Origin of the sequence: Sphingomonas sp. Leaf67 (genome assembly GCF_001421965.1) — a bacterium.
GTDB lineage: Bacteria > Pseudomonadota > Alphaproteobacteria > Sphingomonadales > Sphingomonadaceae > Sphingomonas.
The window spans coordinates 314621-339842 of record NZ_LMLP01000001.1; the positions used below are offsets into that span (position 1 = coordinate 314621).

Below are 25222 nucleotides of genomic sequence, written 5' to 3' on the forward strand. Positions count from 1 at the left end.
TTAGCGGGCCAGCGGGACCGCACCGTTGTCGGCACCCGTCAGGTTGCCGATCGGATCGGCCGCCGGATTGGCCGGTGCGCTGGCGGCGGGCGGCGGAGTCGTCGGCCGTGCCAGTGAGGTATCGATGGAATTGGCCCCCCGATTCGCCGCGATCACCGCCAGCGCGATGCTCATCGCGATGAACAGCCCGGCGAGGACCGCGGTCGCCCGCGTCAGGAAATCGGCGGCACCCCGTGCCGACATCAGTCCCGACGGGCTGCCGCCGGTGGTCAGCCCGCCGCCTTCCGACTTCTGCATGAGGATCACCGTCACGAGCAGTGCGGCGATGATCGCATGGACGACAAGCAGGAAGGTGAACATGGTCGGGGAACATTTCCGAAAGAAAGGAGTGCGGGTTCGAAGCGCGCCACATAGGCGAGCGCGGCCCGCCAATCAACCGAGCGCCTCCGACCCGATCGTCACATTATCGTATCGACCGGGAAACCAAGCGCGCAACTGCGACGTTCATGTTTCGACCCCGCCTCACGGCCTGTATCGACGTTAGGTTGCTGCGATGTTTCCAACTATTCCACTGAAAAAATGGATGGACGGCCTGGTCGACTATGTCCGTTCGGGCGAGCCGGACCTGACCAACCGACAGATGGCGCTGATGATGATCGTCTATCTGCAACCCGGCCCGCATACCGTACGCGGTCTTGCCCGTGCGCTGAACGTATCGAAGCCCGTCGTAACGCGCGCCTTGAATCGTCTGGGTACGCTCGGCTATCTCCGCCGCCAACGCGACGATGCCGACAAGCGGAACATCTTCGTTGCGCAGACCAGCGAAGGGGCCAATTTTCTTGCAGAGTTCGGGCAGTTCATGGGTGGCGACGGCGTCGGCGACTTCCAACGACGGGTCAGCGCGTAGCCGCTTCGCGCTCCGCGAACGTTCGGTCGCGCTCGACTCCCGAATCGACGCGGTCCGCCGCGATCTGGCCGATATCCGCCTCGCCGATCGGGTCTTTGCGCCGCATTACGCCGTACCGGCACGACGCAGCATCGGCCATGTGACTGCCATTCTCGCCGCTCCCGGGGGACATGTCGTATCACAGGCATTAGCCGGCGAGCCGTTCGACGTCCTCGAATTCACCTCGACCCATGGCTGGGGACGTTCGCCGATCGACGGTAGCGTCGGATTCGTGGCGCGTGCCGCACTGGTCGACGCCTACGACACATCGCATGTCGTCAGTACCGCCAATTCCGTCCTATACGCCGATCGTTCGCTCGATCGCCCGCTTCCGCTGTCGCTGCCGATGGGCAGTCGCGTCGCAGCCGTTCCTGCGAACGACGAATGGGCGGAGGTTGACGGCGGATATCTGCTCGCGACGACGCTGTTGCCGCTGTCGGACGAAACGGGTGATGCCGTTGCCTATGCACTGCGTCTGAAGGGGGTGCCCGTCCTGCCCGGCGGTCGATCGGGCGACGGGGTCGATGCGGCCGGCCTGATCTTTCTGGCGTTGTCGCTCGCCGGATCGCCGCCGGCACGGTTCGTCGACTTGCAGGCGGAGACGATCGGCACGCCGTTGGCGGCCGGCGATCCATTGCAGCGCGGCGACCTGATCTTCTTTAATGACCATGTCGCAATGCTGGTCGATACCGATACCGTCATCCATGCCGACGACGTCGTGCGGTGCGAACCCGTCGCCGCGCTCGACCGGTTCGGCCCCATTCGCGCCCGGAGGCGCTCCGCATGACCGTTCGCGTCTTCATCGACGGTGCCGCCGGCACCACCGGCCTCGAAATCGCCGACCGGCTGTCGGGCCGGACCGAGATCGACTTCATCACGCTCGACGACACCCGTCGTAAGGACGCGACGGCGCGGCGCGAGGCGCTGAACGATGCCGATTTCGTCATCCTGTGCCTGCCCGACGACGCGGCACGCGAGGCGGTGTCGCTGATCGACAACGATCGCACCCGCGTGATAGACGCGTCGACCGCACACCGCGTCGCCGATGGCTGGACCTATGGCATGGCCGAGTTGGAGCCATCGCAGCCGGGCACGATCGCGACGGCGATGCGCGTGTCGAATCCGGGCTGTTATCCGACCGGCTTCCTCGCGCTGGTGCGGCCGCTGGTCCGGGCCGGGCTGATCCCGCACGAATGGCCGGTCAGCGTCAACGCGGTCTCAGGCTATTCGGGTGGCGGCAAGGCGATGATCGCGGCGTTCGAGAACGGCGAAACCGATACCGCATGGCTCGGCTATGGCCTGTCGCTCGCGCACAAGCACGTGCCCGAGATGCAGCGTCACGCCCGCCTCGCCCATCCGCCGCTGTTCCAGCCGTCGGTCGCGCGGACCTATCGCGGGATGGTGGTCGAGGTCCCGTTGCCGCTGTTCGCGTTCCACCGTCGCCCCAGCCTGTCGGCGATCGAACAGACGCTGCGCGAGGCCTATCGTGAATCGCCGGTGGTCCGTGTCCTCGACGGCGACGACAGCGCGATCCCGATCGAGGCCGATGCGGGAACCGACCGCCTGTCGCTGCGCGTGTTCGGCAATATGGAGACGGGGCAAGCCCGGCTGATCGCGACGCTCGACAATCTGGGCAAGGGCGCAGCCGGTGCGGCGGTTCAGAACTTCAACCTGATGGCCGGTTTCGACCAGACGGAGGGCCTGACGCTCTGAGCGCCCGTCCTCCGCACCTAATATTCGGACGTTTCACGCAATCGTTTCGCGTCGCATGCCCATGCCGCCTTCGCGTTTGCGAAATAGGCTGCTAGGAGCGCGCGGGACCGAGTTTGAAGATAGGAGCACGCATGACGAGGCAAGCGGTAGGGAAGCTGCTGTTGTTCGGCGCGACCGGGGATTTGTCGCAACGGATGCTGCTCCCCTCGCTCTACGGCCTCCATGCCGATGGCCTGTTGCCCAACGGCCTGACCATCACCGGCACCGCGCGCCACGAGCATGACGATGACGGCTTCCGCGCCTTCGCCAAGCATGCGCTCGACGAGTTCCTGCCCGACGATCGCAAGGACGAGGCGGCAATCGACGGCTTTCTCGCGCGGCTGCAATATCAGCCGCTCGACGCATCGAACGTCGACGGTTTCGCCGCTCTTGCCCGCAAGCTCGGCGATATTTCGGGCGGCCTCGCGATCTTCCTGTCGACCGCGCCGTGGCTGTTCGGCCCGACCATCACCGGCCTGAAGAGCGCCGGCCTGACCGGCCCCGAAGTCCGCATCAGCCTCGAAAAGCCGCTCGGCAAGGACCTCGAATCGAGCCGTGAGATCAACGATCTGGTCGCCGCCGCCTTTCCGGAGGAGCGGACCTTCCGGATCGACCATTATCTGGGCAAGGAAACCGTCCAGAACATTCTGGCGCTGCGCTTCGGCAATGCGATGTTCGAACCCGTGTGGAATGCGCGCGGCATCGACCATGTCCAGATCACCATTTCGGAGACGGTCGGGCTCGAAGGCCGCGCGGGCTATTATGACGAGGTCGGCGCGCTGCGCGACATGGTCCAGAACCACGTCATGCAACTGGTCGCGCTGATCGCGATGGAGCCGCCGGCCAAGTTCGACGGCACCTCGATCCGCGACGAAAAGGTCAAGGTCCTGCGGTCGCTGCGCCCGATCGGTGCGGCCGAGGTCAACACCCACACCGTCACCGGCCAATATGACGCCGGCGCGGTGAAGGGCGAGATCGTCCGGGGATATGACGAGGAACTGGGCAAGGATTCGGACACCGAAACCTTCGTCTCGGTGAAGGCGCATATCGACAACTGGCGCTGGCAGGGCGTGCCCTTCTACCTGCGCACCGGCAAGCGGATGCAGGATCGCCATTCGGAAATCTCGATCCAGTTCAAGCCGGTACCGCATTCGATCTTCGCCGATCGCGGCGGCCGGTTGCAGCCCAACACGCTGGTCATCCGCCTGCAGCCCGAGGAATATGTCCGCCTGCTGGTGATGGCCAAGGAACCCGGCCTCGACCGCGACGGCATCCGCCTGCGCGAAGTGCCGCTCGACCTGTCGCTGACCACCGCCTTTGCCGGCACCCGCCGCCGGATCGCATACGAACGGCTGCTCCTCGACCTGATCGAAGGCGATCCAACGCTGTTCGTCCGTCGCGACGAGGTGGAGGCGCAGTGGCAATGGATCGACGCGATCCGCGAGGGGTGGAAAGCGAATGCGACCAGCCCGAAGGGCTATCCGTCGGGAAGCTGGGGACCGAATGCCAGCGTCGCGCTGACCGAACGCGACGGGGTGACGTGGAACGAGTGAGCGGCTGACGCGCTCCTCTTCCGCACCATAGTTATGCCGTTTAGTTCGAGCAGCATCGAGCGAAGCCGAGATGCGTCCGTCGAGAACCGGTTCTCGACGAGTTCGAACAGAACGGAAAAATACACGGGATGATAGAATGACCGAGATCGAATGGTGGGAATATGACGAACCCGCCGAGTTCGCCGACGCGCTTGCCGGCGATATCCAGTTCATCATCGAATCGGCGATCGACGCGCGCGGCGCGGCGGTGATCGCGCTGGCGGGCGGTCGCACCCCTGCCCCGATCTATGAACGGCTGATCAAGGCGAAGCTCGACTGGAAGCGTGTGACGATCGTCCCCACCGACGACCGGATCGTGCCGATGGGCGACGCGATGTCGAACGTCACCGGCCTTGCCAAGGTCTTCCTGCCCAAGGGCGCGCGGGTCATTCCGCTGACCGCCGAAAAGGCCCCCGATTACAAAGCCGCCGGCCGCGCCGCCGATGCGCGGTTGCAGGACCTGCACTGGCCGCTCGACCTCTGTCTGCTCGGCATGGGTGCCGATGGCCATACCGCGTCGATCTTCCCCGGCCCCGACCTGACCGAGGCGCTGACCGGTCCGAAGGAACGCCGCGCGCTGGGTGTCATGCCCGACCCGCTGCCGCCCGAAGCACCCGTCGCCCGCGTGACGTTGAGCCACGCCGCGATCGCCTCGGCGCGCGCGCTGATGATCGCGATCACCGGCGATGAAAAGAAATCGGTGCTCGAACGAGCAATCGATCAGGGCGCGTCGTCGGCCTATCCGATCGGCCGCGTGCTGGCCGAAGTCGAACTTCCCGTCGATATTCATTGGAGCCGCTAATGGCCCTCAACGCCACGATCGCCGCCGTTACCGACCGCATCATCGAAGCGTCGCGGACCAAGCGTGCCGCCTATCTCGCGTTGATCGACCGGGAGCGCGAAAGCGGCGTCGACCGGCCGATGCTCGGCTGTGCGAACCTCGCCCATGCCTATGCCGGCACAGACGAGGATCGCGATGCGATGCGTCCGGCCAACCGGATGAACATCGGCATCGTTACCGCGTACAACGACATGCTGTCGGCGCACGCCCCCTATTATCGCTATCCCGAACAGATGAAGGTCTGGGCGCGCGAAGCGGGCGTGACCGCGCAGGTCGCGGGCGGGGTGCCGGCGATGTGCGACGGCGTGACGCAGGGCTTTCCCGGCATGGAATTGTCGTTGTTCAGCCGCGACACGATCGCGCTGTCGACGGCGGTGGCATTGAGCCACGGAGCGTTCGAAGGCGCGGCGCTGCTCGGCATCTGCGACAAGATCGTGCCCGGGCTGTTGATGGGCGCGCTGCGTTTCGGGCATCTGCCGATGGTGCTGATCCCCGGCGGTCCGATGCGATCGGGCATCCCCAACAAGCAGAAGGCGGCGGTCCGCGAAGCCTATGCCGAGGGCAAGGTCGGGCGCGAGGAACTGCTCGACGCCGAAATCGCCGCCTATCATGGCAAGGGCACCTGCACCTTCTATGGCACCGCCAATTCGAACCAGATGATGGTCGAGGCGATGGGCCTGCACGTTCCCGATGCCGCCTTCGCCAATCCGGGTACCAAGCGTCGGCAGGAACTGACCCGCTACGCCGTCCACCGCCTCGCCGAAATCGGCTGGGACGGCGACGATTATCGCCCGATCGGCCGGGTGGTCGATGAAAAGGCGATCGTGAACGCCGCGATCGTGCTGCTGGCGACCGGCGGGTCGACCAACCATCTGATCCACCTGCCCGCCATCGCGCGCTGCGCGGGGATCGTCATCGACTGGGACGACTTCAACCGTCTGTCCGAAGTCGTGCCGCTGCTCACCCGCGTCTATCCCAACGGGTCGGCCGATGTGAACGGGTTCGAGGATGCCGGCGGGCCGTCGTTCGTCATTCGCGAACTGCTGCGCGGCGGGCTGCTCCACGGCGACGTGCTGACGATCGCGAAGGACGGCATGGCCGCCTATGGCCGCCAGTCGGGAATCGAGGACGACAAGCTGGTCTGGAAGGACCATGCCTCGGTCAGCGGCGACGACACCATCGTCAGGACCGTCGACGCCCCGTTCGCGCCCGAGGGCGGCTTCCGCATCCTCGAGGGGAATACCGGCCGCGCCTGTATCAAGGTGTCGGCGGTCGACCCCGATCGCTGGGTCATCGAAGCGCCCTGCCGCGTGTTCAGCGACCAGGCATCGGTGCAGGCGGCGTTCAAGGCTGGCGAACTCGACCGCGACGTGGTCGTCGTGGTCCGCCATCAGGGGCCGCGCGCCAACGGCATGCCGGAGCTGCACAAGCTGACCCCGCCGCTGGGCGTGCTTCAGAATCGCGGCTTCCGCGTGGCGCTGGTCACCGACGGGCGCATGTCGGGGGCGTCGGGCAAGGTGCCGGCGGCGATCCACCTCTCACCCGAAGCATTGGGCGGCGGGCCGATCGGCAAGCTGCGCGACGGCGACGTCATCCGCCTCGACGCGAATGCCAATACGCTGGCGGCGCTGGTTCCGGCGGAGGAATGGGCCGCGCGCGACCACGCGCCCACCCCCCCCGCAGCGGACGGCACCGGTCGCGAACTCTTTGCGATGATGCGACAGGGCGCGAGCGAGGCGGAAGCCGGCGGTTCGGCGATGCTCGCGGCGGCGGGGCTGTAGGACGACAGGTAAACGTACCCCCGCGCAGGCGGGGGTCCAGAGCCACCAGCGTCGACCTGCGCAACTCTGGATCCCTGCCTGCGCGGGGATACGCAAAAGGAATATAGGGGAGAGGTCATGGAAGTCGTTGCGGTAGATATCGGCGGCACGCACGCCCGCTTCGCGATCGCCGAGGTCGAGGACGGCCGGGTGGTCCATCTGGGCGAACCGATCACGCAGAAGGTTGCCGAACATGGCAGCCTGCAACTCGCATGGCGTGCGTTCGAGCGCACGCTCGGCCGCCCGCTGCCCACCGCCGCCAGCCTCGCGGTCGCCTCGCCGGTCAACGACACGCTGATCAAGTTCACCAACAATCCGTGGATCATCCGTCCGCCATTGATGCAGGAACGGCTCGGCGTCGAAACGTGGACGATCATCAACGATTTCGGCGCGGTCGGGCACGCCGTGGCGCAGGTCGACCAGGACGACTTCATCCATCTCTGTGGTCCCGAAGGTCCGCTGCCGACGCGCGGCGTCGTCACGATCTGCGGTCCGGGCACCGGTCTGGGTGTCGCGCAACTGCTGCGGACGCCCGAGCGGTATCATGTCCTCGAAACCGAAGGCGGGCATCAGGATTTCGCCCCGCTCGACGGTATCGAGGATGCGCTGCTCAAGCGGTTGCGCCAGGCGCATGGCCGCGGATCGAACGAGCGCGCCTGTGCCGGGCCGTCGATCGTCGCATGGTATGAGACGCTGGCGGAGATCGAGGGCGTGTCGGTGCCCCACAGCGACGACAAGACCATCTGGGCCGCCGCGCTCGACGGCACGGACAGCATCGCTGTCGCCGCGCTCGACCGCTTCTGCCTGACGCTTGGTGCCGTTGCCGGCGATCTGGCGCTGGCGCAGGGTGCGAAAGCGGTGGTCATCGCCGGCGGCCTTGGCCTGCGCCTGAAGGATCACCTGCTCGAATCGGGATTCGGCACGCGCTTCACCTCGAAAGGCCGTTTCCAGACGCTGATGGCGGGTATCCCCGTCAAGCTCATCACCCATCCCCAGCCCGGCCTGTTCGGGGCCGCTGCCGCCTTTGCACAGGAGCACGCTCGATGACCGTCACCATCGCCGACATCATGCAGACCAGCCCGGTCATCCCGGTCCTGGTCATTCACGACGCCGCCGACGCTCGCCCGATGGCGGAGGCGCTGGTCAAGGGCGGGCTGCGCGTTCTCGAAGTGACGCTGCGCACCCCGGCCGCGCTGGAAGCCATTGCCGAGATGAAGAAGGTCGACGGCGCGATCGTCGGTGCCGGCACCGTCGTCAGCGCCGATCAATTCAAGCAGGCGATGGACGCCGGCAGCGAGTTCATCGTCTCGCCGGGCCTGACCGAAACCATCGGCCGCCCGATCATCGACAGCCGCGTCCCGTTCCTGCCGGGGATCGCCAATGCCGGCGACATCATGCGCGGTCTCGACCTCGGCCTCACGCATTTCAAGTTCTTCCCGGCAGAAGCATCGGGTGGACTGAAGGCGCTGAAGGCGCTCGCCGCGCCCTTCTATCAGGCGAAGTTCTGCCCGACCGGCGGCATCACCGAAGCGACCGCGCCCGAATGGCTGGCGTTCGATCCGGTGCTGTGTGTCGGTGGCAGCTGGATCGTCGGCGCGACCCATGCCGAAACCGAAACCCGCGCGCACGCGGCGGCGGGCCTGCGCGCCTGAAATCCTCCCCGCTCCGCGGGGAGGGGGACCAGCGCAGCTGGTGGAGGGGGGCGTCCACACTCGCAACGTCAGCGTGCGCGGACCACCCCCTCCACCATCCTTCGGATGGTTCCCCTCCCCATGAATGGGGAGGATTCGGGTACTACATCTCGCCCCGCGCGCGGCGGATGTCGTACCACTTTTTCACATTGGCATTGTGCTCGGCCAGCGTATCGGCGAACACGTGCCCGCCGGTGCCGTCCGCGACGAAATACAGCGCCTTCGTTTCCGCCGGATCGAGCACCGCGTCGATCGACGCCTTGCCCGGATTGGCGATCGGCCCGACCGGCAGGCCCGCCGAGGCATAGGTGTTGTAGCCGTTCTTCGCCTGCAATTCCGACTTGCGAATGCGGCGGCCGAGCGGCTTGCCCCTGGTGATCGGATAGATGACGGTCGGGTCGGCCTGTAGCCGCATGCCCGCGCGCAGGCGGTTGGAATAGACTGCGGCGACCATCCGGCGTTCGGACGGCTTGCCGGTTTCCTTCTCGACGATCGAGGCCAGGATCACCGCCTCGCGCGGCGACTTGACGACGGTCGTCGGCTTGCGCTTCTTCCAGGCGGCGGCGAGATAGCGATCCATCGCCGCCTGCATCCGCTCGACCAGATCGGCACGGTCGCCGTCGCGCGCATAGCTGTAGCTGTCGGGCAGGATGCTGCCCTCACCCGGCAGTGGCGCGGTGCCTTCCATCTGGGGTGCCTTGGCGACCGCCTCCTGCACCAGCACCGATGGCCAGCCTTCAGGCACCATGACGAAGCGTTGCAGCGTGCGACCGCCCTGCAACAGCTTCAGGACGTCGGCTTGGCTCAACCCCTTCGGAATCCGATACTCGCCGGCGCGGATCGGTTCGTCGCCGCCGAGAAACCGTGCGAACAGGCGGAAACGCCCCGCCGAGCGGATCGCGCCCGCCGCCTCCAGTTCCTCCGCCGCCGCCGCAAGGCTCGCGCCCTGCGGTACGGTCACGGTCAGCGTGCGCTGCGCCGGACCGGCCCCGCCCCAGCTCTGTATCACGAGGAACAGCGCGCCGATGGCGAGCAATCCGACGATCAGGCCAAGACAACCGATCCGGCGCATCGCGTCAGATCGCCTTCATCACCAGCGACGCGTTGGTGCCGCCGAAACCGAACGAATTGTTCAGCACCGCGCGGACCTGCCGCTTCTTGGCGACATGTGGCACGAGGTCGACCCCCTCGGTCCCCTCGTCCGGATCGTCGAGATTCAGCGTGGGCGGAACGATCTGGTCGCGCAGCGCGAGGATGCAGAAGATGCTTTCCACCGCGCCGGCCCCGCCCAGCAGATGGCCGATCGCCGACTTGGTGCTCGACATCGACGCACCCGACAAGTCGTCGCCGAACACGCGCTTGGCGGCGGCCAATTCGATCGTGTCGGCCATGGTCGAGGTGCCATGGGCATTGATGTAATCGATGTCCGACGGCTCCATCCCCGCCTTGCGCAGCGCCATGCGCATCGAGATTTCTGCGCCCTTGCCCTCCGGATGCGGGGCGGTGACGTGATAGGCGTCGCCCGACAGGCCGTAGCCGACGACCTCGGCATAGATTTTCGCGCCGCGCGCCTTGGCGTGCTCATATTCCTCGAGCACGACGACGCCCGCGCCCTCACCCATCACGAAGCCGTCACGGCCCTTGTCATAGGGTCGGCTAGCCTCGGTCGGGCGGTCGTTCATGCTCATGTTGAGCGCGCGTGCCTGCGCGAAGCCGGCGACGCCGAGCGGGTTGACCGTGCTTTCGGCACCGCCGGCCAGCATGATATCGGCATCGTCGTCGCGGATCATCCGCGCCGCGTCGCCGATCGAATGCGCCCCGGTCGAACAGGCGGTGACGACCGAATGGTTCGGACCCATCAGCCCGTACTTGATCGAGACCTGACCGGAGATCAGGTTGATGAGGCGACCATGGACGAAGTGCGGGCTGACGCGTCCCGGGCCACGCTCGTGCAGGTTGACCGATTCGATCTCTATGCCGGGCAGGCCACCGATCCCCGACCCGATCGAGACACCGGCGCGCAGCTTCGTCGCTTCGTCCATCTCGGTCAGACCGGCATCTTCCAGCGCCTGCCCGGCGGCGTCGATGCCATAGATGATGAACGGATCGACCTGCCGCTGAACCTTGTGATCGACGCGCTTGTTCGGATCGAAGCCATATTCATGGTCGGCCGGCTTTACCTCGCACGCGATCCGGCACTTCTGGTTCGACGCATCGAAATGCGTGATCGGACCGGCACCGGACTTGCCGGCGATCAGGTTCTTCCAGGCGGTTTCGACCTCGGCACCCAGCGGGGTCACGAGGCCGAGGCCGGTCACGACTACGCGGCGCATGGCATTACTCTCCGTTCAGATACTTAACGAACGACCCCCCGCCCATGGCTGTTCGCCGGGACGGGGGGCCGTGAAACTGTGGCCAGGCAGCGGGACGGCGGGGCCGTCCCCGCCGGATCAGCCCTTGTGCTCGTCGATATAGGTGATCGCGTCCTTGACGGTCGTGATCTTCTCGGCGGCATCGTCGGGGATCTCGACGCCGAACTCTTCCTCGAACGCCATGACCAGCTCGACGATGTCGAGGCTGTCCGCGCCCAGATCATCGATGAAGCTCGCGTCTTCGGTGACCTTTTCCGCTTCGACGCCGAGATGCTCGACGACGATCTTCTTCACGCGTTCGGCGGTCTCGCTCATATTCATTCCCTCTTCACATCCGGGGTGTATCGTACCTGAACGCCCCTAAAGCCCGTCCGGCTCCGGCGCAAGTCCGTGGCTTATGCCTTCGCAGCGAACAATCGCGCCAGAGTCGCGGCGTTGTAGGCATAGCCGCCCATCAGCCGCTGCACTCGCGTATCACCCTTTTGCGCGCCGGCCAGATTCATCATGCCGCTCATGAAGCTGTCGACCTGCGCAGTTTGCATGCGCGCAAGAAACGCATTCAGAACGGCGGGCGGCGTCTGGCTCAATTGTCGGTTGACGGCGATCGGATCGACACCCTTGGCAGTCAGCCCCGACGCCAGCGCTTCGACTGCGATACTGGTGACGACGATCTCGCCCGCACGGGCATCGGGCTTGCCGGTGCCGGGCTGGCAGGCAGCGGCATGGGCGCGCACCTTCTTGACCAAGGCTTCCGTCGCGGGCGCTGGCTTCTTGCCCTCCAGCACGCCGACGATCATGCCCTGTTGCAGACGCGCCATGTCGGCCTTCGGCATCTTGGTCGCGACGCAGCGGACGACATTCGCATCGCCGGTCGCCAGCATCGCCGCCATCAGCATCATGCTCATATCATCGCCATCCCGCCGTTCACATGGATCGTCTGGCCGGTCACATACCCGGCCTCCCGGCTGGCAAGATAGGCAACCGCCGCAGCAACGTCATCGCCCGTGCCCAACGCCCCGGCCGGAATCCTGGTCAGCAGGGCGGTTTTTTGCGCGTCGGGCAGCACTTCGGTCATTGCCGACGCAATGAAGCCCGGCGCGACGCAGTTGACGGTGATGCCGCGGCTGGCCAGTTCGGCGGCCATCGCCTTCGACATGCCGACCAGGCCGGCCTTCGACGCGGCATAGTTCGCCTGCCCCGGATTGCCGGTCTGTCCGACGACCGAGGTGATCGAAACGATGCGGCCGAACCGGGCCTTCATCATCGGTTTGGCGGCAGCACGGCACAGACGGAATGCCGCTTCGAGGTTGACGCGGATCACCTGATCCCATTCGTCGTCCTTCATCCGCATGGCGAGATTGTCGCGGGTGACGCCGGCATTGTTGACGAGGATGTCGAGCTTGCCGAGCGCGGCGACCGCCTGCGGCACGAGGCCGTCGACAGCAGCGCCATCGGACAGGTTGCAGGCGATCGCGACATGGTCGCCGCCCAGTTCGTCACGGAACGCGTCCAGCTTGTCGGCATTCGAACCCGACACCGCAAGCCGCGCCCCCTGCGCCGCGAGTGCCTTGGCAATGGCGGAACCGATCCCGCCGCTGGCACCGGTTACGAGGGCGGTCATTCCCGATAGGTCGAACATTGGTCAGTCTTCCTGATTTTGATTCACGCGAAGGCGCGAAAACGCGGAGGGGCGATAGTCATTGACGATCCGGCGCAGCCCCTCCTTGAGCGTTTCGCCGCCGAAGTTGAGAAGCAGCCCGATGGGCTGCTTGGTGAGGCGGAGATACGTCAGCAATTGCTTCGCGTGAACGGCGCTCAGCCGTTCAACCGACTTGATCTCGACCAGTATCGATCCGTCGACGATCAGGTCGATCCGAAATGCCGCCTCAAACCGAATGCCATCGAACATGACGTCGACCGGATGTTGCCGGACGACGTCATATCCCATCGCCGCCAATCGACCGGCAAGCAGCATTTCATAGACGCTTTCCAGCAACCCGGGTCCCAACTCGCGGTGCAGGCGAAGTGCGACGTCGACGATGTCGCGGCAGATATCCTCCCGATCCCTCATCTTCGTGCCTTGGCGCCTTCGCGTGAAACTGAATCCTAAACTTACAACCGCCCGACCAGCGCCTCGATATCGGCCATCGCCACCACGCTGGTCGCCGTCGCGTCCGGGGCAATGCGCTTGACCATTGCGCCCAGCACCTTGCCGCCCAGTTCGACGAAGTCGCTGACACCCGCTTCCTGCATCGCGAGGATCGATTCCCGCCAGCGAACCATGCCGGTGACCTGTTCGACGAGCAATTTGCGGATCGCTTCCGGATCGGCGACCGGGGCGGCGGTGACGTTGGCGTAGACCGGCACGACCGGTGCCGACAACGCAACATCGGCCAGCGCCGCCGCCATCGCGTCGGCCGCCGGCTGCATCAGCGGGCAGTGGAACGGTGCCGACACCGGCAGGACCACCGCGCGCTTGATCCCCATTTCCTTCGCCAGCGGCACGGCGCGTTCGATCGCGGCCTTGGCACCCGAAATCACGACCTGCGACGGATCATTGTCGTTGGCGACGGTGCAGATTTCGCCTTCGGCCGCCGCCTCGGCCAATGCCTGCGCCTTGGCCAGATCGGCCCCCAGCAGCGCGGCCATGCCCCCCTCGCCCACCGGGACCGCTGCCTGCATCGCCTGTCCGCGCAGCTTCAGCAACCGCGCCGTCGTCGACAGGTCGAGCGCACCGGCCGCACACAGCGCCGTATATTCGCCCAGCGAGTGGCCCGCGACGAAATCCGCCTTGTCGGCCAGTCGCATCCCGCCCTCGCGCTCCAGCACCCGCAGCGTGGCGATGGCATTGGCCATGATCGCGGGCTGCGCATTTTCGGTCAGCATCAGTTCGGCATCGGGACCATCGGCCATCAGGCGGAACAGATGCTGGCCGAGCGCCTCGTCGACCTCCTGAAACACCTCGCGGGCAAACGGGCTGGCGGCGGCGAGCGCCGCACCCATGCCGACCGACTGGCTACCCTGCCCTGGAAAGATGAATGCGCGCATCATATGCTCCTGCCGAAATCTTTCGCGCGGCCTAGTCGCTCCGGGTGATCGGGCGCAAGACTGCTTGCGTTTCACGGCCGATCGGCTAAGGGCGTCTGCCTCGGGGTGACGGGCGACCGCCGCCCCGGACTGCATTTGAAGACGACAGCCGGAGGGGCGTTCGCGATTGGCGCGACGTCAGCGATCGGCCAACAGACGGAAAAGAATATGGCTCTGTATGAGCACGTGTTCCTTGCGCGCCAGGATCTGGCACAAGCGCAGGTGGACGCGCTGGCGGAAACCGCCACCAAGATCGTTCAGGACATGAACGGCAAGGTCGTCAAGACCGAAACCTGGGGCTTGCGCAGCCTCGCCTATCGCATCGCGAAGAACCGCAAGGCGCATTACGTCATGCTCGAAATCGACGCGCCGGGCGACGTCGTGGCCGAGCTGGAGCGCCAGACCCAGATCAACGAAGACGTGATCCGCTTCATGACCGTCAAGGTCGACACCCATGAAGAAGGTCCGACCGTGATGATGCGCAAGAGCGAGCGCTCGGAGCGTGGCGACCGTCGCGGTGGCCGTGATCGTGACGACCGTGGTCCGCGCCGTGAGCGCGAGCCGTCGGCCGAAGTCGAAGCGTAAGGAACAGCACCCATGGCACGTCCGTTTTTCCGCCGCCGCAAGAGCTGCCCTTTCTCCGCCAAGGACGCTCCCCGGATCGACTATAAGGATGTTCGTCTGCTGCAGGGCTTCGTGTCCGAACGCGGCAAGATCGTCCCGTCGCGCATCACTTCGGTGAGCGCGAAGAAGCAGCGCGAACTGGCCCAGGCCATCAAGCGCGCCCGCCATCTGGGCCTGCTGCCCTACATCGTTAAGTAAGGAGCGCCCGACATGGACGTCATTCTGCTGGAACGCGTCGAGAAGCTCGGCGCCATCGGCGACGTGGTGAAGGTAAAGGACGGGTTTGCCCGTAATTTCCTGTTGCCGCGCAAGAAGGCGCTGCGCGCCAACGAAGCCAACAAGAAGGTGTTCGAGGCGAACCGCGAGCGGATCGTTGCCGACAACGCCGCCCGTCGCACCGACGCGGAAGCCGAAGCCAAGACGCTGGAAGGCGTTTCGGTCACGCTGATCCGTCAGTCGTCGAACACCGGCCAGCTCTACGGTTCGGTCGCGGTTCGCGATCTGGTCGAAGCGCTCGTCGCCGACGGCCACAAGGTCGACAAGTCGCAGGTCGTCCTCGACCGTCCGATCAAGGCCATCGGCCTGTACGACGTCAAGGTCGCGCTGCACCCGGAAGTCGTCACCATCGTGAAGGTGAACGTCGCCCGTTCGCCGGAAGAAGCCGAGATGCAGTCGCAGGGCGTCGACGTCATGGCGTCGATGTTCGAGCGTGACGACGCCGGCTTCACCGAAGACTATGACCCCAACGCCGAGCCGGGCGAAATCGCCCGCGACGAAGCGTCGGAAGAAGCGCAGGGCTGATCCCCTTCGCGTCGACCAACAGCGAAAGGCCGCCGGAGCGATCCGGCGGCCTTTTCGTTTGCGCTGATTGTTGGACGACGCTGGTCATCGGTGCCCCATCACGGGCATACTACGCATGTTCCGATCACGGCAGCCAGCGGGATGAGCGACAGGAACAGTGGGACAGCCTTGGCCATGACGAATGCCTTTGTTCGAAGAGGTTGTCGGTTCAATTCCGCAACGGGCAAAAGGTTTCGCTGCGATGAACGTCGGCAACCGTCGTGAAACCAACGCGGCACTGCTTGACGCCGTCCGCATTGCGGCGTACGAGCGCCCCTCCCCGCAAGCGGCCCCTTCGTCTAGCGGTTAGGACGTCGCCCTCTCACGGCGAAAACACGAGTTCGATTCTCGTAGGGGTCACCAGCGATTACAAGTACTTAGCAGCATCCTGCCATTGCCCTAGCGATCTGGGTAGATGTCAGTTGTCATACGCTCCAATATGTTCACGGACAGTTCTGGACGACCGGCGCTTTGCCAGATGCTGAAGCCGCCCAGGGACCAACCTCCTTTCCAAAATTCTCGGGTGACAGATCCGGGGAATGCGAAATGGACCGGTCCAGGCTGATCGAAGCCGACCATCTCGCGACCTGCACGACCCGCATCGCTGTCCCCTCAACCATGCGCCTTCCGGCAGACATCCGGCACCAGCAGGGGGACGGCCTCCCGCTTGAACCGCCCCCTTACGGACATGCTGAAATCTCCTTTGCATCGGGGGTGGATCGTCGATGCATTTCGACGTTCAAAGACGCACGCTCTGTCTCGGATAGATAGACCCGACGTACCAGCCACGCCGAAGTTACCTGAGTCAGGTAAACATAATTGTCGTCGGATTCGATCTATCGGATGCAATGACACGGCACCTGCAGGTAGAATTTGAAAATATTCGTTTTCTTTACTAGTTACTAACTTGTCGCATCGTCCAATGCATCAAGTGCCTCCCCAAGCTTTCGAGCTGAAGATGACAACGCATCTTCTTCATTTGCATCCAACGCCGGTACGATAACGCGTTCGATACCGCCGGAACCGATGATACACGGCAAGCTCGAACATAGTTCGTTATGACCAAAATGCTGATCGATCCATGCGCTGACCGGCAGCACGCATCGCTCGTTGCGAACAACGGCTTCGCAAATGCGCACGATGGCGGTTGCGACACCGAATGATGTGAAGCCTTTGCCTCGGACGATCCCGTATGCCGCGTCACGGACCTGCGCTCCGATCGCCGGTAGATCCAACGCTTTGGCAGCGTCATCAAAGTCGTGGAGCGATTGCCCGCCGATCCGAACGCTTGAAAATACGGCAACCTCGCTATCGCCGTGCTCGCCGAGAACATACCCTTCGATGGCGCTGGCCGATACATCAAGCGCCGCGGACAGAACCTGCTTGAGGCGACTGGTGTCGAGAAGCGTTCCGGTCCCGATCACCCGATGCCGGGGAAGTCCAGCATGGCGGATCGCCAGCGTGGTCATGATGTCGACGGGGTTTGAAGCGATGACGAGAACCCCGGAGAACCCGGCATGCGCCAGACGCTGTACGCACTCGATTACGATCCCCGCACTGGCAGAAGCCAAGGACAGGCGGCTTTCGCCGCCATGCGACGCCGCCCCGGCGGTGATGACCGCAATCCCGGCCGTTGCAGCGTCCGCGTAGGATCCAGCCCAGATCCGCGCCGGTCTCGCCAGTGCATTCGCATCGGTGATATCGGCAGCTTCGGCTTCGGCCAGGGCTCCATTGCTGTCGATCAGAACGATTTCGTGAAACAGAGCACGAAGCATCGTTGCGTAGGCCGCAGTCGCACCGACATGGCCGGCGCCGATAAATGCGATCCTGTTCGAAGATGGCGCTGCCGCGCGGGTAGTCACAGCATTACCGATTGCAGAAGCTGGGCTTGTTCGTGTCCTGTCCCCAGCAAAGCTGCGGCAGCAACCGGAATGTAGTTTCTCATCGTCATTTCCTTAAAATGGAAGAACAGGGCCGATCGGGGGTCCCGGCCTGAACGGTCACCGGAACCAGCGGGTCGTTTGGGATAACGACGGTGATGCCCATTCGGGTGATTCCGAACGGCAGTTTTCCAAAAGCGATCGGCATTCGGATGCAACCATGCGACGCGGGATAACCCGGCAGTTCGCCGGCGTGCAGGGCGCCCCTGCCCCGGCCAAGCCGTTGCATGAACGGCATCGCAACGTCCTTGTACAGGTTGGACACGTGACCCGCGTCCTTCTGAAGGACAGCGAACGCCTCTGTCGGCGTCGCGAACCCCTTCGCGCCCGTGGAAAACCGTCGACATGCCGATCGCTACGCCGTTGCGATAGGCATAGGCCTTCTGGGTCTTGAGGCTGACGATGATCGTGACCGGACCCTCGGGCGAAATGCCGGGTGCCCAAAGATATTCCCCCGGCTTCAGCGCCTCGATCCGGCCATCGGCGACGATGACCGGCGGGGTCTGCGCAGACGCGGTGGTTGGCGCCAGCAAGGCGAGCAACAGTCCGAACGCCTGCCTGGCGATGACGCCGGACCGGTCGCGGCTCCGCACGTCGGTCGCGCGGGTGATGGTCATCATAAGTCGTATCCGATGCTGACGGCTGACCCTGCGCGATCCCGGCGGGTCGGGCGCAAGCGACGAAGGGACCCTATCGACCGGAACGAGCCGGTATCAGCATCGGCAATTACGCAGCTGCGATCCGGGCTGGTGACGACCACCTCCGCCGAAAGATGCGATCACATCGTTCCGCCGATCAGATGACCGATCAAGGCGGTAACGGCCATTGCGAACGCCCCCCAGAAGGTGACGCGGCAGGTGCCGCGCCATACCGCGGCGTCCCCCGCCCTCGCCCCCAGCGCCCCCAGAACCGCCAGGAACAGCAGCGACGAACCTGCCACCCCCGCGATCAACCGATTGGCCGGCATCACAAAGACTGCCAGCAACGGCATCGCCGCGCCTACCGTGAAACTCGCGGCCGACGCCAGCGCTGCCTGTACCGGCGGGGCGCGGGCGCCCACCGTCAGGTCCAGCTCGTCGCGGGCATGCGCACCCAATGCATCGTGCGCCATCAATTGCGTAGCGACCGCGACCGCCGTCGCGTGGTCGACGCCTCTTTCGACATAGATCCCGGCGAGCTCGGCCAGTTCACCGACCGGATCGACGGCAAGCTCGCGCCGCTCCCGCCCGATCTCCGCGTGTTCGGTATCGGCCTGGGCACTGACCGAGACATATTCGCCCGCGGCCATCGACATCGCCCCCGCCACCAGTCCGGCAGTGCCGGCGATCACGATGTCGGTTGTCCGGGCGTTCGCGGCTGCGACGCCGAGCACCAGACTTGCGGTGGAAACGATCCCGTCATTGGCACCCAGAACCGCCGCACGCAGCCATCCGATGCGGTTGACGACATGCCCCTCGCGATGCGGGTCAGCGGACATGGAATATCTCTGTCAAAATAGGCGTGTTCATCGACATGGGTTGCCACCCCGATCTGGATACGAGCCGACACGGCGACACGCCGGACATAGCGGGTTATGAGTGTGACGCCAGCATCGGGAACTACATGGACCGCGCAAATCCCCGCGCCGTGCTTGCCTTCGCGTCCATCCGGCAATGTGTGAAACCACAATAGGATCGCTCGGCAATAGGGAGCAGGCCACCGTCAGACATCGAGGATGACGATCATGATCCACGCATTCCACGCCCTTCTCCAGCCAATTGCCAATATCAACCGACGGGTTTCGATCGGAGGTAGCGTGCTCTCGCTGCTCGTTGCTGGCGAGATCACCATGACGCTGCTCCGGCCGCTGGCCTGATATTGCGCCCGATCGCGTCGCGATGCGTTGAGCCGGCATGGGTTGCCGATGGTTCGGGTTACGACCCGGCCGGAGGCGTCCCGTCCCGTGATCGATCTTCGTACCCGCAAACAGACCGCGCCGCCGTCGTGAACGACGCCCTGCCCTGCGGCAGCGTACTGGATGCCGACGCCGTCGCCCGCCGGAATGCGGTCGTGGCCGAGGAACTGGGCCTGCTGATCGACGGGGCGATGGGCTATGCGATCTACATGCTGGACACGCACGGGCGGGTGACGATCTGGAACCGTGGTGCCGAGCGAATGAAGGGGTGGACCGAGGCGGAAATCATCGGTGTCGATGCCGCGATCTTCTACACCCCCGACGATGTCGCCGTCGGAAAACCGGCCGATGACCTGATCCGGGCGGCGACGTTGGGCCGCATCGAGGAGGATAGCTGGCGGCTTCGCAAGGACGGGTCGGAGTTTCTTGCCAGCGTGACGATCACCGCGCTTCGCAACGATGCGGGCGCATTACGCGGCTTCGGCAAGGTCATTCGCGACGTCACCGACCAGAAGGCGTCGGAAGCGGCAGTCGTCCGGCGCGAACATCATCTGCGGTCGATCCTCGCGACCGTTCCCGATGCCATGATCGTGATGGACGAACGCGGCATCGTATCCTCGTTCAGCACGACTGCCGAACGGCTGTTCGGCTATGCCAAGGCCGACGTGATCGGACGCAACGTCAGCATGCTGATGCCGCCTGCCGACAGACGCCAGCATGACGGCCATCTACGAACCTATCTGCGGACCGGCATTCCCCACAATATCGGCAATGTCCGCCTCGCGACGGCACAACGCGCCGATGGCGAAAACTTCCCGATCGAACTGGCCGTTGGCGAGGCCGTGATCGCGGGCGAGCGGATCTTCACCGGCTTCGTTCGCGATCTGACCCACCGCCACGAAACCGCACGGCGGATGCAGGAACTTCAGTCGGAACTGATCCATGTCTCTCGCGTCAGTGCGATGGGGACGATGGCCTCGACACTGGCGCACGAAATCAATCAGCCGCTGACCGCCATCGCCGCTTATCTCGAAACGATGCGCTCTATGATCGGCGATACCAGCGATGTCCTGCTCGGCGAGATCGCCGAAGCCCTCGACCACGCCGCGGCGCAATCGCTTCGTGCCGGCACGATCGTGCACCGGCTGCGCGCATTCGTCGATGGTGGCGACACCGGGTTCAAGGCGGAACGGCTCGACATGCTGGTGGAAGAAGCCACCAGCCTTGCCCTGCTTGGCGCGCATGAAGCGGGGGTCCATGTCACGATGACGATCGCGGCGGGGCTCGACACGGTGCTGGTCGACCGCGTCCAGATCCAGCAGGTGCTGGTCAACCTCATCCGCAACGCGATTCAGTCGATGGCGTCGTCGCCCGACAAGGAACTGATCATCGCGACCGCGGCCGATCGCAATGGCTGGATGCGGGTGACCGTGACCGATACGGGCACCGGCCTGTCCCCGGACATTCGCGACCGGTTGTTCGAAGCCTTCGCGACGACCAAGGAGGATGGCATGGGCCTCGGCCTGTCGATCTGCCGGACGATCGTCGAAGCGCATGGCGGCCGGATCTGGGCGGAAGCCGGCGCTTTGTCCGGAACCGCCTTCCATTTCTGCGTTCCGCTGGCGGGCGGCGACGATGTCTGATCGCGCCCGCACCGTCCACATCGTCGACGACGACGAAGCGATCCGGCAGTCGGTCGGCTTCCTGCTCCGCAAGGCTGGATATAGCGTTAAGAGCTATGTGTCCGGCCTGGAATTCCTTGCCTCTGTTACCCGCGAAACCGGCGGCTGCGCGCTGCTCGACGTCCGCATGCCGGAGATCGACGGGCTGGAGGTACAGGCAAGGCTTGCCCGGCAGAGTATCGCGCTGCCGGTCATCATGCTGACCGGCCATGGCGACGTGACGCTTGCCGTACGCGCGGTAAAGGCGGGCGCGGTAGAGTTTCTGGAAAAACCGTTCGAACGGACTGCGCTGCTGGCGGCGATCGACGAAGCACTGGGACTCGCCGGACGGACTGACCGCAGCCGGATCGCCGCCGCCGAAGCGACCGTTCGACTGGCCGCGTTGACGCCGCGCGAGCGCGATGTTCTGGATGGCATGGTACTGGGACGACCAAACAAGCTGATCGCGTTCGAGCTTGGCATCGCCACGCGGACGGTCGAGGTACATCGCGCCAACCTGATGGACAAGCTCTCCGCGCATAGTCTGTCCGATGTCCTGCGGATCGCGTTCGCGGCGGGCCTCGGCGACGACGGACCCGAGCGATAACCGGCCGCGCCCTCGTCTTCTACGTACAGACATGACCTTGCCGGCATGCGATCCATCCAGAAACCCAAGGATATTTGCATGCAGAATGAAACCAGCGCCGCGTCGCCGGGTGCGATCGGCGTTTCGCTCGTCGATGGGGACACTGCGGTTCGTCACGCCCGACAGCTGATGCTCCGTTCCGAAGACTATGCGGTTCGGTCGTACGCAACCTGTGCCGCCCTGCTCGCCGATCCACGCGCACGGGACTATCCCTGCATCATTCTCGACATGGAAATGGAGGCTATCGACGGCCTTGCCCTCCTCCGCGAAATGCGGACCAGTGGCTGGCGCGGCAGGGCGTTGTTGCTCGACGGTCTTGCCCCCGGCAGCCCGATGCTGACCGAGGCCGAACGTTACGGCGACACCGTGCTCCAGCGCGGCATCGGCGATCGCGCGCTGCTGGTCGCGATCGCCGCGTCGATCAATGGCGACGCCCCTGCGCGCAGGCCCGCCGGTTCGCCTTCGAGTGCCGACGATGCTTGACCGCCTCTTCACAGTCGCCGCTACGCGGATCGCCGGGTTCGCAGGCCAACCCGGTGCCTTCGCGACAGCGGTCGGGATCATCCTCCTTTGGTCTTTTACCGGGCCACTATTCGGTTATTCGGACACATGGCAGCTGGTCGTGAATACAGCGACGACCATCGTCACGTTCCTGATGGTCTTCCTGATCCAGAACTCGCAAAACCGGGACGCAGCGGCGATGCAGGCCAAACTGGATGAACTGATCCGGGCTGTCGACGCGGCTCGATCGCAGTTCATCGGGATTGAACACCTGACCGATCGTGAGATAGAAAAAGTGCGATCCGACCTGGAGCAGGAATGCGGCGATATCGCAGGCAAGGTTTCGCCGGTCGCCAGTCTCGCCAATCTCACGCGCCGCCTGTGACGACCGCCTAAAGCCCGTTCAGCCGAGAACGCGGGCAAGGAGCGTCGCCCGATCGGCCATATGATCCATCAGATCGCCAGCGTGCATCATCAGCGGGTCCTGCACGGCATCCATCGGCGGTCGAACGAACGCAGCCATATCGTGGATCAACGCGCGCTGGTCGTCGGAGCCGCCGGCCATCATTGCGATCATTGTCTGTTCCAGCGCGATCACCTGACTTCGTAAATGGACCAGTTCATCATCGGACAAGTGATGCCTGGCGTCGACGACGGGCGGTACGACCGTCACGCCGTAAGACAATGCCCCGCCCTAATTATCCCAACGCGCAAGCGCTTCGGCGCGAAACGCGGCAGCCGTCGGCTGGACGCCAGATTTACACATCGGGCGTGATCCGGACCGGTGTTCGGGTCAGCGACGTCAGTCGATCGCTATACGCATCGGCAATACCGGCATGCGAAGCGCGCGCGCCGCTGTCGATCGACGCCGCCGCCAGCGCCCGATAACGGGCGATGCGCGTGATGCAATAGGCGGCTTCGTCCGGGTCCGTGTACATCGCGATCTCCTGATCGGTGCGCCAGATGATCGGAATGATCGTCCTCGACCGGCTGTCCATCGCGATACGCCTTGGCGGGGCGAACCGCGACAGTCGGGATCTACATAGGGGTGACAGTCCGGAGTGCCGGGACGTTGGCGATAACGCAGTACCGACGTTCTCTGCTGCTTCGACGCACCTAGGACGTCGGCCTCCTCGCGGCGGATGCAACCTGCCCGCAGGTTCGCCTGGCCTGTCTTGCAACCCTCGCCAGATGCTGCTCTGCCGACGGTTGCCTCATTTCGCCCGTGACCTGCGCGAACCGCATATGTTCCTTCGCATGCATGCCGAACGCATGCACAATATAGTCGTCGAAAATCGTCGTCAGTGCAGTTTCCTGCCCTGCTTCGCTGAGCCAGTACTGCGACAAGGCCGAGGTTGTGAAGCTCAGCAACCTTTTCCCGCCGAGCAGGACGCCGCGGTCCTGACGCCGTACGTCTTCCGGCGATACACCAGCGCCGAATACGCGCTCGACATACCCCTTCATCATGGCAGGGGCCGAACCAAACCAGATCGGATAAATCAGGACGAAGACGTCACAGTCCCACAGGATATTTCTTTCTGCGATCACATCCTTTGCCAGCACCGGTGTTGCAAGGGTCGGTCGCTCGTTCGCATACAGTACGGGGTCGAATTGCATGGCATACAGATCGCGCAGCACCGTTTCCTGCCCGGCCGCGCGAACTTCCTTGCAATAGCAATTGGCGATCGCACGGTTGAAACTGTGCGGATCGGGATGACAAAGAATGACGGCATGCCGCCCGCCCTGGGCTACGGCCGGCTCCTGCATGTGCTTCATAGTGTCCGATCATTTTCGGAGCAGCGGCGGACGGCATGAGCCGCTCGGGCACTTGCCGGACTCCCGCTAAGGAAACCTTGGGATAGCCGCTACAGGCTTGAGGGCCGAGCCTCGGAAACTACGCAATTCCCGACGTAGAGGGGTGGCAGCTCCGTCAGAAGCAGGTAATCGAACAGACGGATCGCGGTCCGCACCTGCTTGACCGTGTCGGTGTCCCAATCGCCGGCCTTCTGGTGCTCGGCGATCGCGTCCTCGCTGGCTTCGCCCAGATCCTGCTTCGGACGGATCGGGGGCGGCGTCGGTTCGTCTTCCACGGCCGGGGCAGACGGGACAGGCGTGACGACCTCTGGCGCGGCGGCGGGCCCAGATCGTCCGAAAGCGAAGGGGCGTCGTCGCCGAGTGCTTCGTCGATTCACGCCTCGCTTTCGTCCTCGCGCCAGGATAGCCGCGCTGTCGCCTCGCGGCACGCCGCGGCCTTGGCCTTACAGATCAGGCGTTGAATGCGCCAAACATTGTCCGCCGTGACGGGGAAGCCGAAGGCCGCGCTATAGTCCGCCAGCTGTTCACCGGAGATGGTGCCGCCATTCTGGAGATCGAAGATGATGTTCGCGACGGTCTTGGCCTGCGCGGGGTTCCAGCCGTTCGCAACGAGGCGCTGATGCTCGTCGAGCGTCCAGCGTGCCGCGCCCCCGCCGCGGGCGAGGAACTCCCACGCCTCGGCATGAAGCGAATTGGCCGTGGCGTGATCGCCCGGGTCCGCCAGGCTGCCGGTCTGATCCTGTTCGATCAGCTGCAACTGCTAGCGCAGGGCATCGCTGGACACCTGCTTCATCTGCTCGCGGCTCATGCCGCTGAACTGACCATAGGCGTGCGCAAACCCTCGACTGCGACGCTTAGTCGGTCAGATATAAGGCGGGTGCGGTAAAAATTCCCGGTGCGTAACGAAATCGAGAGCGGAAGGGGCTGGCCGGCCACCATGATTTTCCGCCGCCAATAATAGCTGCCGCCGCGCAGTTTCAGGTTCGGCAATCCCACGTCATCGCCCCCAATGGGTACAACGAGGGGTACAACCGTGGGTACTACGGCTCCCGATCGCCGGGTTGGCTACGTGAAATCAATAACTTAGTGTGAGTTGGTCGGGGAGACAGGATTCGAACCTGCGACATCCTGCTCCCAAAGCCGAGGATATGCGCGATTTACCAAGCGTCCCGTTGTAAACCGCGCCGCATTTCGCCCTAG

At 64.6% G+C, this 25222-nt stretch carries 32 protein-coding genes and 1 tRNA gene; 17 read left to right on the plus strand and 16 right to left on the minus strand.

Going from position 1 to position 25222, the window contains the following annotated elements:
- Window positions 1–360, minus strand: coding sequence for a preprotein translocase subunit SecG (gene secG, locus ASE90_RS01465; RefSeq protein WP_055994962.1), 360 nt, complete (start codon window positions 358–360; stop codon window positions 1–3).
- Between the two features lie 223 nt (window positions 361–583).
- Between secG and ASE90_RS01470 the strand changes: the two genes are divergently transcribed.
- The 8 genes from ASE90_RS01470 (at window position 584) to eda (ending at window position 8603) form a co-directional block, all read left to right on the plus strand.
- Window positions 584–907: a MarR family transcriptional regulator gene (locus ASE90_RS01470; protein ID WP_055994965.1), complete on the plus strand. Its 324-nt coding sequence runs from the start codon at window positions 584–586 to the stop codon at window positions 905–907.
- Complete coding sequence (locus ASE90_RS01475) at window positions 864–1733, plus strand: NlpC/P60 family protein (RefSeq protein ID WP_055994968.1); 870 nt, start codon at window positions 864–866, stop codon at window positions 1731–1733. The genes ASE90_RS01470 and ASE90_RS01475 overlap by 44 nt, the downstream gene beginning before the upstream one ends.
- Window positions 1730–2659 (plus strand): N-acetyl-gamma-glutamyl-phosphate reductase, encoded by a 930-nt coding sequence (argC, locus tag ASE90_RS01480; RefSeq protein WP_055994971.1) that lies wholly within the window; start codon window positions 1730–1732, stop codon window positions 2657–2659. Before ASE90_RS01475 ends, argC begins: the two co-directional genes overlap by 4 nt.
- A 131-nt stretch (window positions 2660–2790) precedes the next feature.
- Entirely contained in the window at window positions 2791–4251 is a 1461-nt protein-coding gene (gene zwf, locus ASE90_RS01485; RefSeq protein WP_055994974.1) for a glucose-6-phosphate dehydrogenase, read from the plus strand.
- Between the two features lie 136 nt (window positions 4252–4387).
- Window positions 4388–5092: a 6-phosphogluconolactonase gene (pgl, locus tag ASE90_RS01490; RefSeq protein ID WP_055994977.1), complete on the plus strand. Its 705-nt coding sequence runs from the start codon at window positions 4388–4390 to the stop codon at window positions 5090–5092.
- Window positions 5092–6912 carry a phosphogluconate dehydratase gene (gene edd, locus ASE90_RS01495; protein ID WP_055994980.1) on the plus strand — a complete coding sequence of 607 codons (1821 nt, stop codon included), beginning with the start codon at window positions 5092–5094 and terminating at the stop codon, window positions 6910–6912. Before pgl ends, edd begins: the two co-directional genes overlap by 1 nt.
- Before the next feature lie 117 nt (window positions 6913–7029).
- Window positions 7030–7998, plus strand: a complete 969-nt coding sequence (locus ASE90_RS01500; RefSeq protein ID WP_055994983.1) for a glucokinase — start codon at window positions 7030–7032, stop codon at window positions 7996–7998.
- Window positions 7995–8603 (plus strand): bifunctional 4-hydroxy-2-oxoglutarate aldolase/2-dehydro-3-deoxy-phosphogluconate aldolase, encoded by a 609-nt coding sequence (gene eda / locus ASE90_RS01505; protein WP_055994986.1) that lies wholly within the window; start codon window positions 7995–7997, stop codon window positions 8601–8603. Before ASE90_RS01500 ends, eda begins: the two co-directional genes overlap by 4 nt.
- Before the next feature lie 142 nt (window positions 8604–8745).
- Here the strand turns inward: eda and mltG are convergent, their stop codons facing one another.
- From mltG to fabD, 7 genes are all read right to left on the minus strand, one after another.
- The gene (gene mltG / locus ASE90_RS01510; protein WP_055994989.1) at window positions 8746–9714 is read right to left on the minus strand and encodes an endolytic transglycosylase MltG; all 969 of its coding nucleotides are present in this window, start codon (window positions 9712–9714) and stop codon (window positions 8746–8748) included.
- A gap of 4 nt (window positions 9715–9718) precedes the next feature.
- Window positions 9719–10975, minus strand: coding sequence for a beta-ketoacyl-ACP synthase II (fabF, locus tag ASE90_RS01515; protein ID WP_055994992.1), 1257 nt, complete (start codon window positions 10973–10975; stop codon window positions 9719–9721).
- A 117-nt stretch (window positions 10976–11092) separates the two neighbouring features.
- Window positions 11093–11329, minus strand: a complete 237-nt coding sequence (locus tag ASE90_RS01520) for an acyl carrier protein (RefSeq protein ID WP_055760552.1) — start codon at window positions 11327–11329, stop codon at window positions 11093–11095.
- An 80-nt stretch (window positions 11330–11409) separates the two neighbouring features.
- A complete protein-coding gene (locus tag ASE90_RS01525; protein ID WP_156361367.1) occupies window positions 11410–11919 on the minus strand; it encodes a hypothetical protein in 510 nt (169 codons plus the stop codon).
- Window positions 11916–12653: a 3-oxoacyl-[acyl-carrier-protein] reductase gene (fabG, locus tag ASE90_RS01530; RefSeq protein WP_055994998.1), complete on the minus strand. Its 738-nt coding sequence runs from the start codon at window positions 12651–12653 to the stop codon at window positions 11916–11918. Before fabG ends, ASE90_RS01525 begins: the two co-directional genes overlap by 4 nt.
- A 3-nt stretch (window positions 12654–12656) precedes the next feature.
- Window positions 12657–13085, minus strand: coding sequence for a GxxExxY protein (locus ASE90_RS01535; RefSeq protein ID WP_055995001.1), 429 nt, complete (start codon window positions 13083–13085; stop codon window positions 12657–12659).
- Window positions 13086–13126: 41 nt separating this feature from the next.
- The gene (fabD, locus tag ASE90_RS01540; protein WP_055997061.1) at window positions 13127–14062 is read right to left on the minus strand and encodes an ACP S-malonyltransferase; all 936 of its coding nucleotides are present in this window, start codon (window positions 14060–14062) and stop codon (window positions 13127–13129) included.
- Between the two features lie 207 nt (window positions 14063–14269).
- Between fabD and rpsF the strand changes: the two genes are divergently transcribed.
- From rpsF to ASE90_RS01560, 4 genes are all read left to right on the plus strand, one after another.
- The gene (gene rpsF / locus ASE90_RS01545; RefSeq protein ID WP_055997064.1) at window positions 14270–14686 is read left to right on the plus strand and encodes a 30S ribosomal protein S6; all 417 of its coding nucleotides are present in this window, start codon (window positions 14270–14272) and stop codon (window positions 14684–14686) included.
- Window positions 14687–14698: 12 nt separating this feature from the next.
- Window positions 14699–14923 (plus strand): 30S ribosomal protein S18, encoded by a 225-nt coding sequence (rpsR, locus tag ASE90_RS01550; protein WP_010543816.1) that lies wholly within the window; start codon window positions 14699–14701, stop codon window positions 14921–14923.
- A gap of 12 nt (window positions 14924–14935) precedes the next feature.
- Complete coding sequence (gene rplI, locus ASE90_RS01555) at window positions 14936–15526, plus strand: 50S ribosomal protein L9 (RefSeq protein WP_055995004.1); 591 nt, start codon at window positions 14936–14938, stop codon at window positions 15524–15526.
- Between the two features lie 327 nt (window positions 15527–15853).
- A tRNA-Glu gene (locus ASE90_RS01560) sits at window positions 15854–15928 on the plus strand.
- Window positions 15929–16467: 539 nt separating this feature from the next.
- Here ASE90_RS01560 and ASE90_RS01565 read toward each other — a convergent pair.
- The 3 genes from ASE90_RS01565 to ASE90_RS01575 form a co-directional block, all read right to left on the minus strand.
- Window positions 16468–17427: an L-lactate dehydrogenase gene (locus ASE90_RS01565; RefSeq protein ID WP_055995007.1), complete on the minus strand. Its 960-nt coding sequence runs from the start codon at window positions 17425–17427 to the stop codon at window positions 16468–16470.
- Complete coding sequence (locus tag ASE90_RS20950) at window positions 17424–18125, minus strand: hypothetical protein (RefSeq protein ID WP_414888749.1); 702 nt, start codon at window positions 18123–18125, stop codon at window positions 17424–17426. The genes ASE90_RS01565 and ASE90_RS20950 overlap by 4 nt, the downstream gene beginning before the upstream one ends.
- 158 nt (window positions 18126–18283) lie before the next feature.
- Window positions 18284–18982, minus strand: coding sequence for a VIT family protein (locus tag ASE90_RS01575; RefSeq protein ID WP_055995013.1), 699 nt, complete (start codon window positions 18980–18982; stop codon window positions 18284–18286).
- A 237-nt stretch (window positions 18983–19219) separates the two neighbouring features.
- On the opposite strand from ASE90_RS01575, the gene ASE90_RS19460 reads away from it, so the two are divergent.
- The 5 genes from ASE90_RS19460 (at window position 19220) to ASE90_RS01595 (ending at window position 22592) form a co-directional block, all read left to right on the plus strand.
- Entirely contained in the window at window positions 19220–19360 is a 141-nt protein-coding gene (locus ASE90_RS19460; RefSeq protein WP_156361368.1) for a hypothetical protein, read from the plus strand.
- A gap of 128 nt (window positions 19361–19488) precedes the next feature.
- A complete protein-coding gene (locus ASE90_RS01580) occupies window positions 19489–21042 on the plus strand; it encodes a PAS domain-containing sensor histidine kinase (protein WP_235531613.1) in 1554 nt (517 codons plus the stop codon).
- Window positions 21035–21667 (plus strand): response regulator transcription factor, encoded by a 633-nt coding sequence (locus tag ASE90_RS01585; protein WP_055995016.1) that lies wholly within the window; start codon window positions 21035–21037, stop codon window positions 21665–21667. Before ASE90_RS01580 ends, ASE90_RS01585 begins: the two co-directional genes overlap by 8 nt.
- 78 nt (window positions 21668–21745) lie before the next feature.
- On the plus strand, window positions 21746–22189 hold the full coding sequence (locus ASE90_RS01590; RefSeq protein WP_055995019.1) for a response regulator: 444 nt from the start codon (window positions 21746–21748) through the stop codon (window positions 22187–22189).
- Window positions 22182–22592, plus strand: a complete 411-nt coding sequence (locus ASE90_RS01595) for a low affinity iron permease family protein (RefSeq protein ID WP_055995022.1) — start codon at window positions 22182–22184, stop codon at window positions 22590–22592. The genes ASE90_RS01590 and ASE90_RS01595 overlap by 8 nt, the downstream gene beginning before the upstream one ends.
- 18 nt (window positions 22593–22610) lie before the next feature.
- Here the strand turns inward: ASE90_RS01595 and ASE90_RS01600 are convergent, their stop codons facing one another.
- From ASE90_RS01600 to ASE90_RS01620, 5 genes are all read right to left on the minus strand, one after another.
- The gene (locus ASE90_RS01600) at window positions 22611–22880 is read right to left on the minus strand and encodes a hypothetical protein (RefSeq protein WP_055995025.1); all 270 of its coding nucleotides are present in this window, start codon (window positions 22878–22880) and stop codon (window positions 22611–22613) included.
- A gap of 85 nt (window positions 22881–22965) precedes the next feature.
- Entirely contained in the window at window positions 22966–23205 is a 240-nt protein-coding gene (locus ASE90_RS01605; protein WP_055995028.1) for a hypothetical protein, read from the minus strand.
- 118 nt (window positions 23206–23323) lie between these two features.
- Window positions 23324–23983: an NAD(P)H-dependent oxidoreductase gene (locus ASE90_RS01610; protein ID WP_235531614.1), complete on the minus strand. Its 660-nt coding sequence runs from the start codon at window positions 23981–23983 to the stop codon at window positions 23324–23326.
- Between the two features lie 89 nt (window positions 23984–24072).
- Window positions 24073–24297 (minus strand): hypothetical protein, encoded by a 225-nt coding sequence (locus ASE90_RS01615; RefSeq protein WP_055995031.1) that lies wholly within the window; start codon window positions 24295–24297, stop codon window positions 24073–24075.
- A gap of 98 nt (window positions 24298–24395) precedes the next feature.
- Entirely contained in the window at window positions 24396–24779 is a 384-nt protein-coding gene (locus tag ASE90_RS01620) for a hypothetical protein (protein WP_055995035.1), read from the minus strand.
- Window positions 24780–25222: the final 443 nt, after the last annotated feature.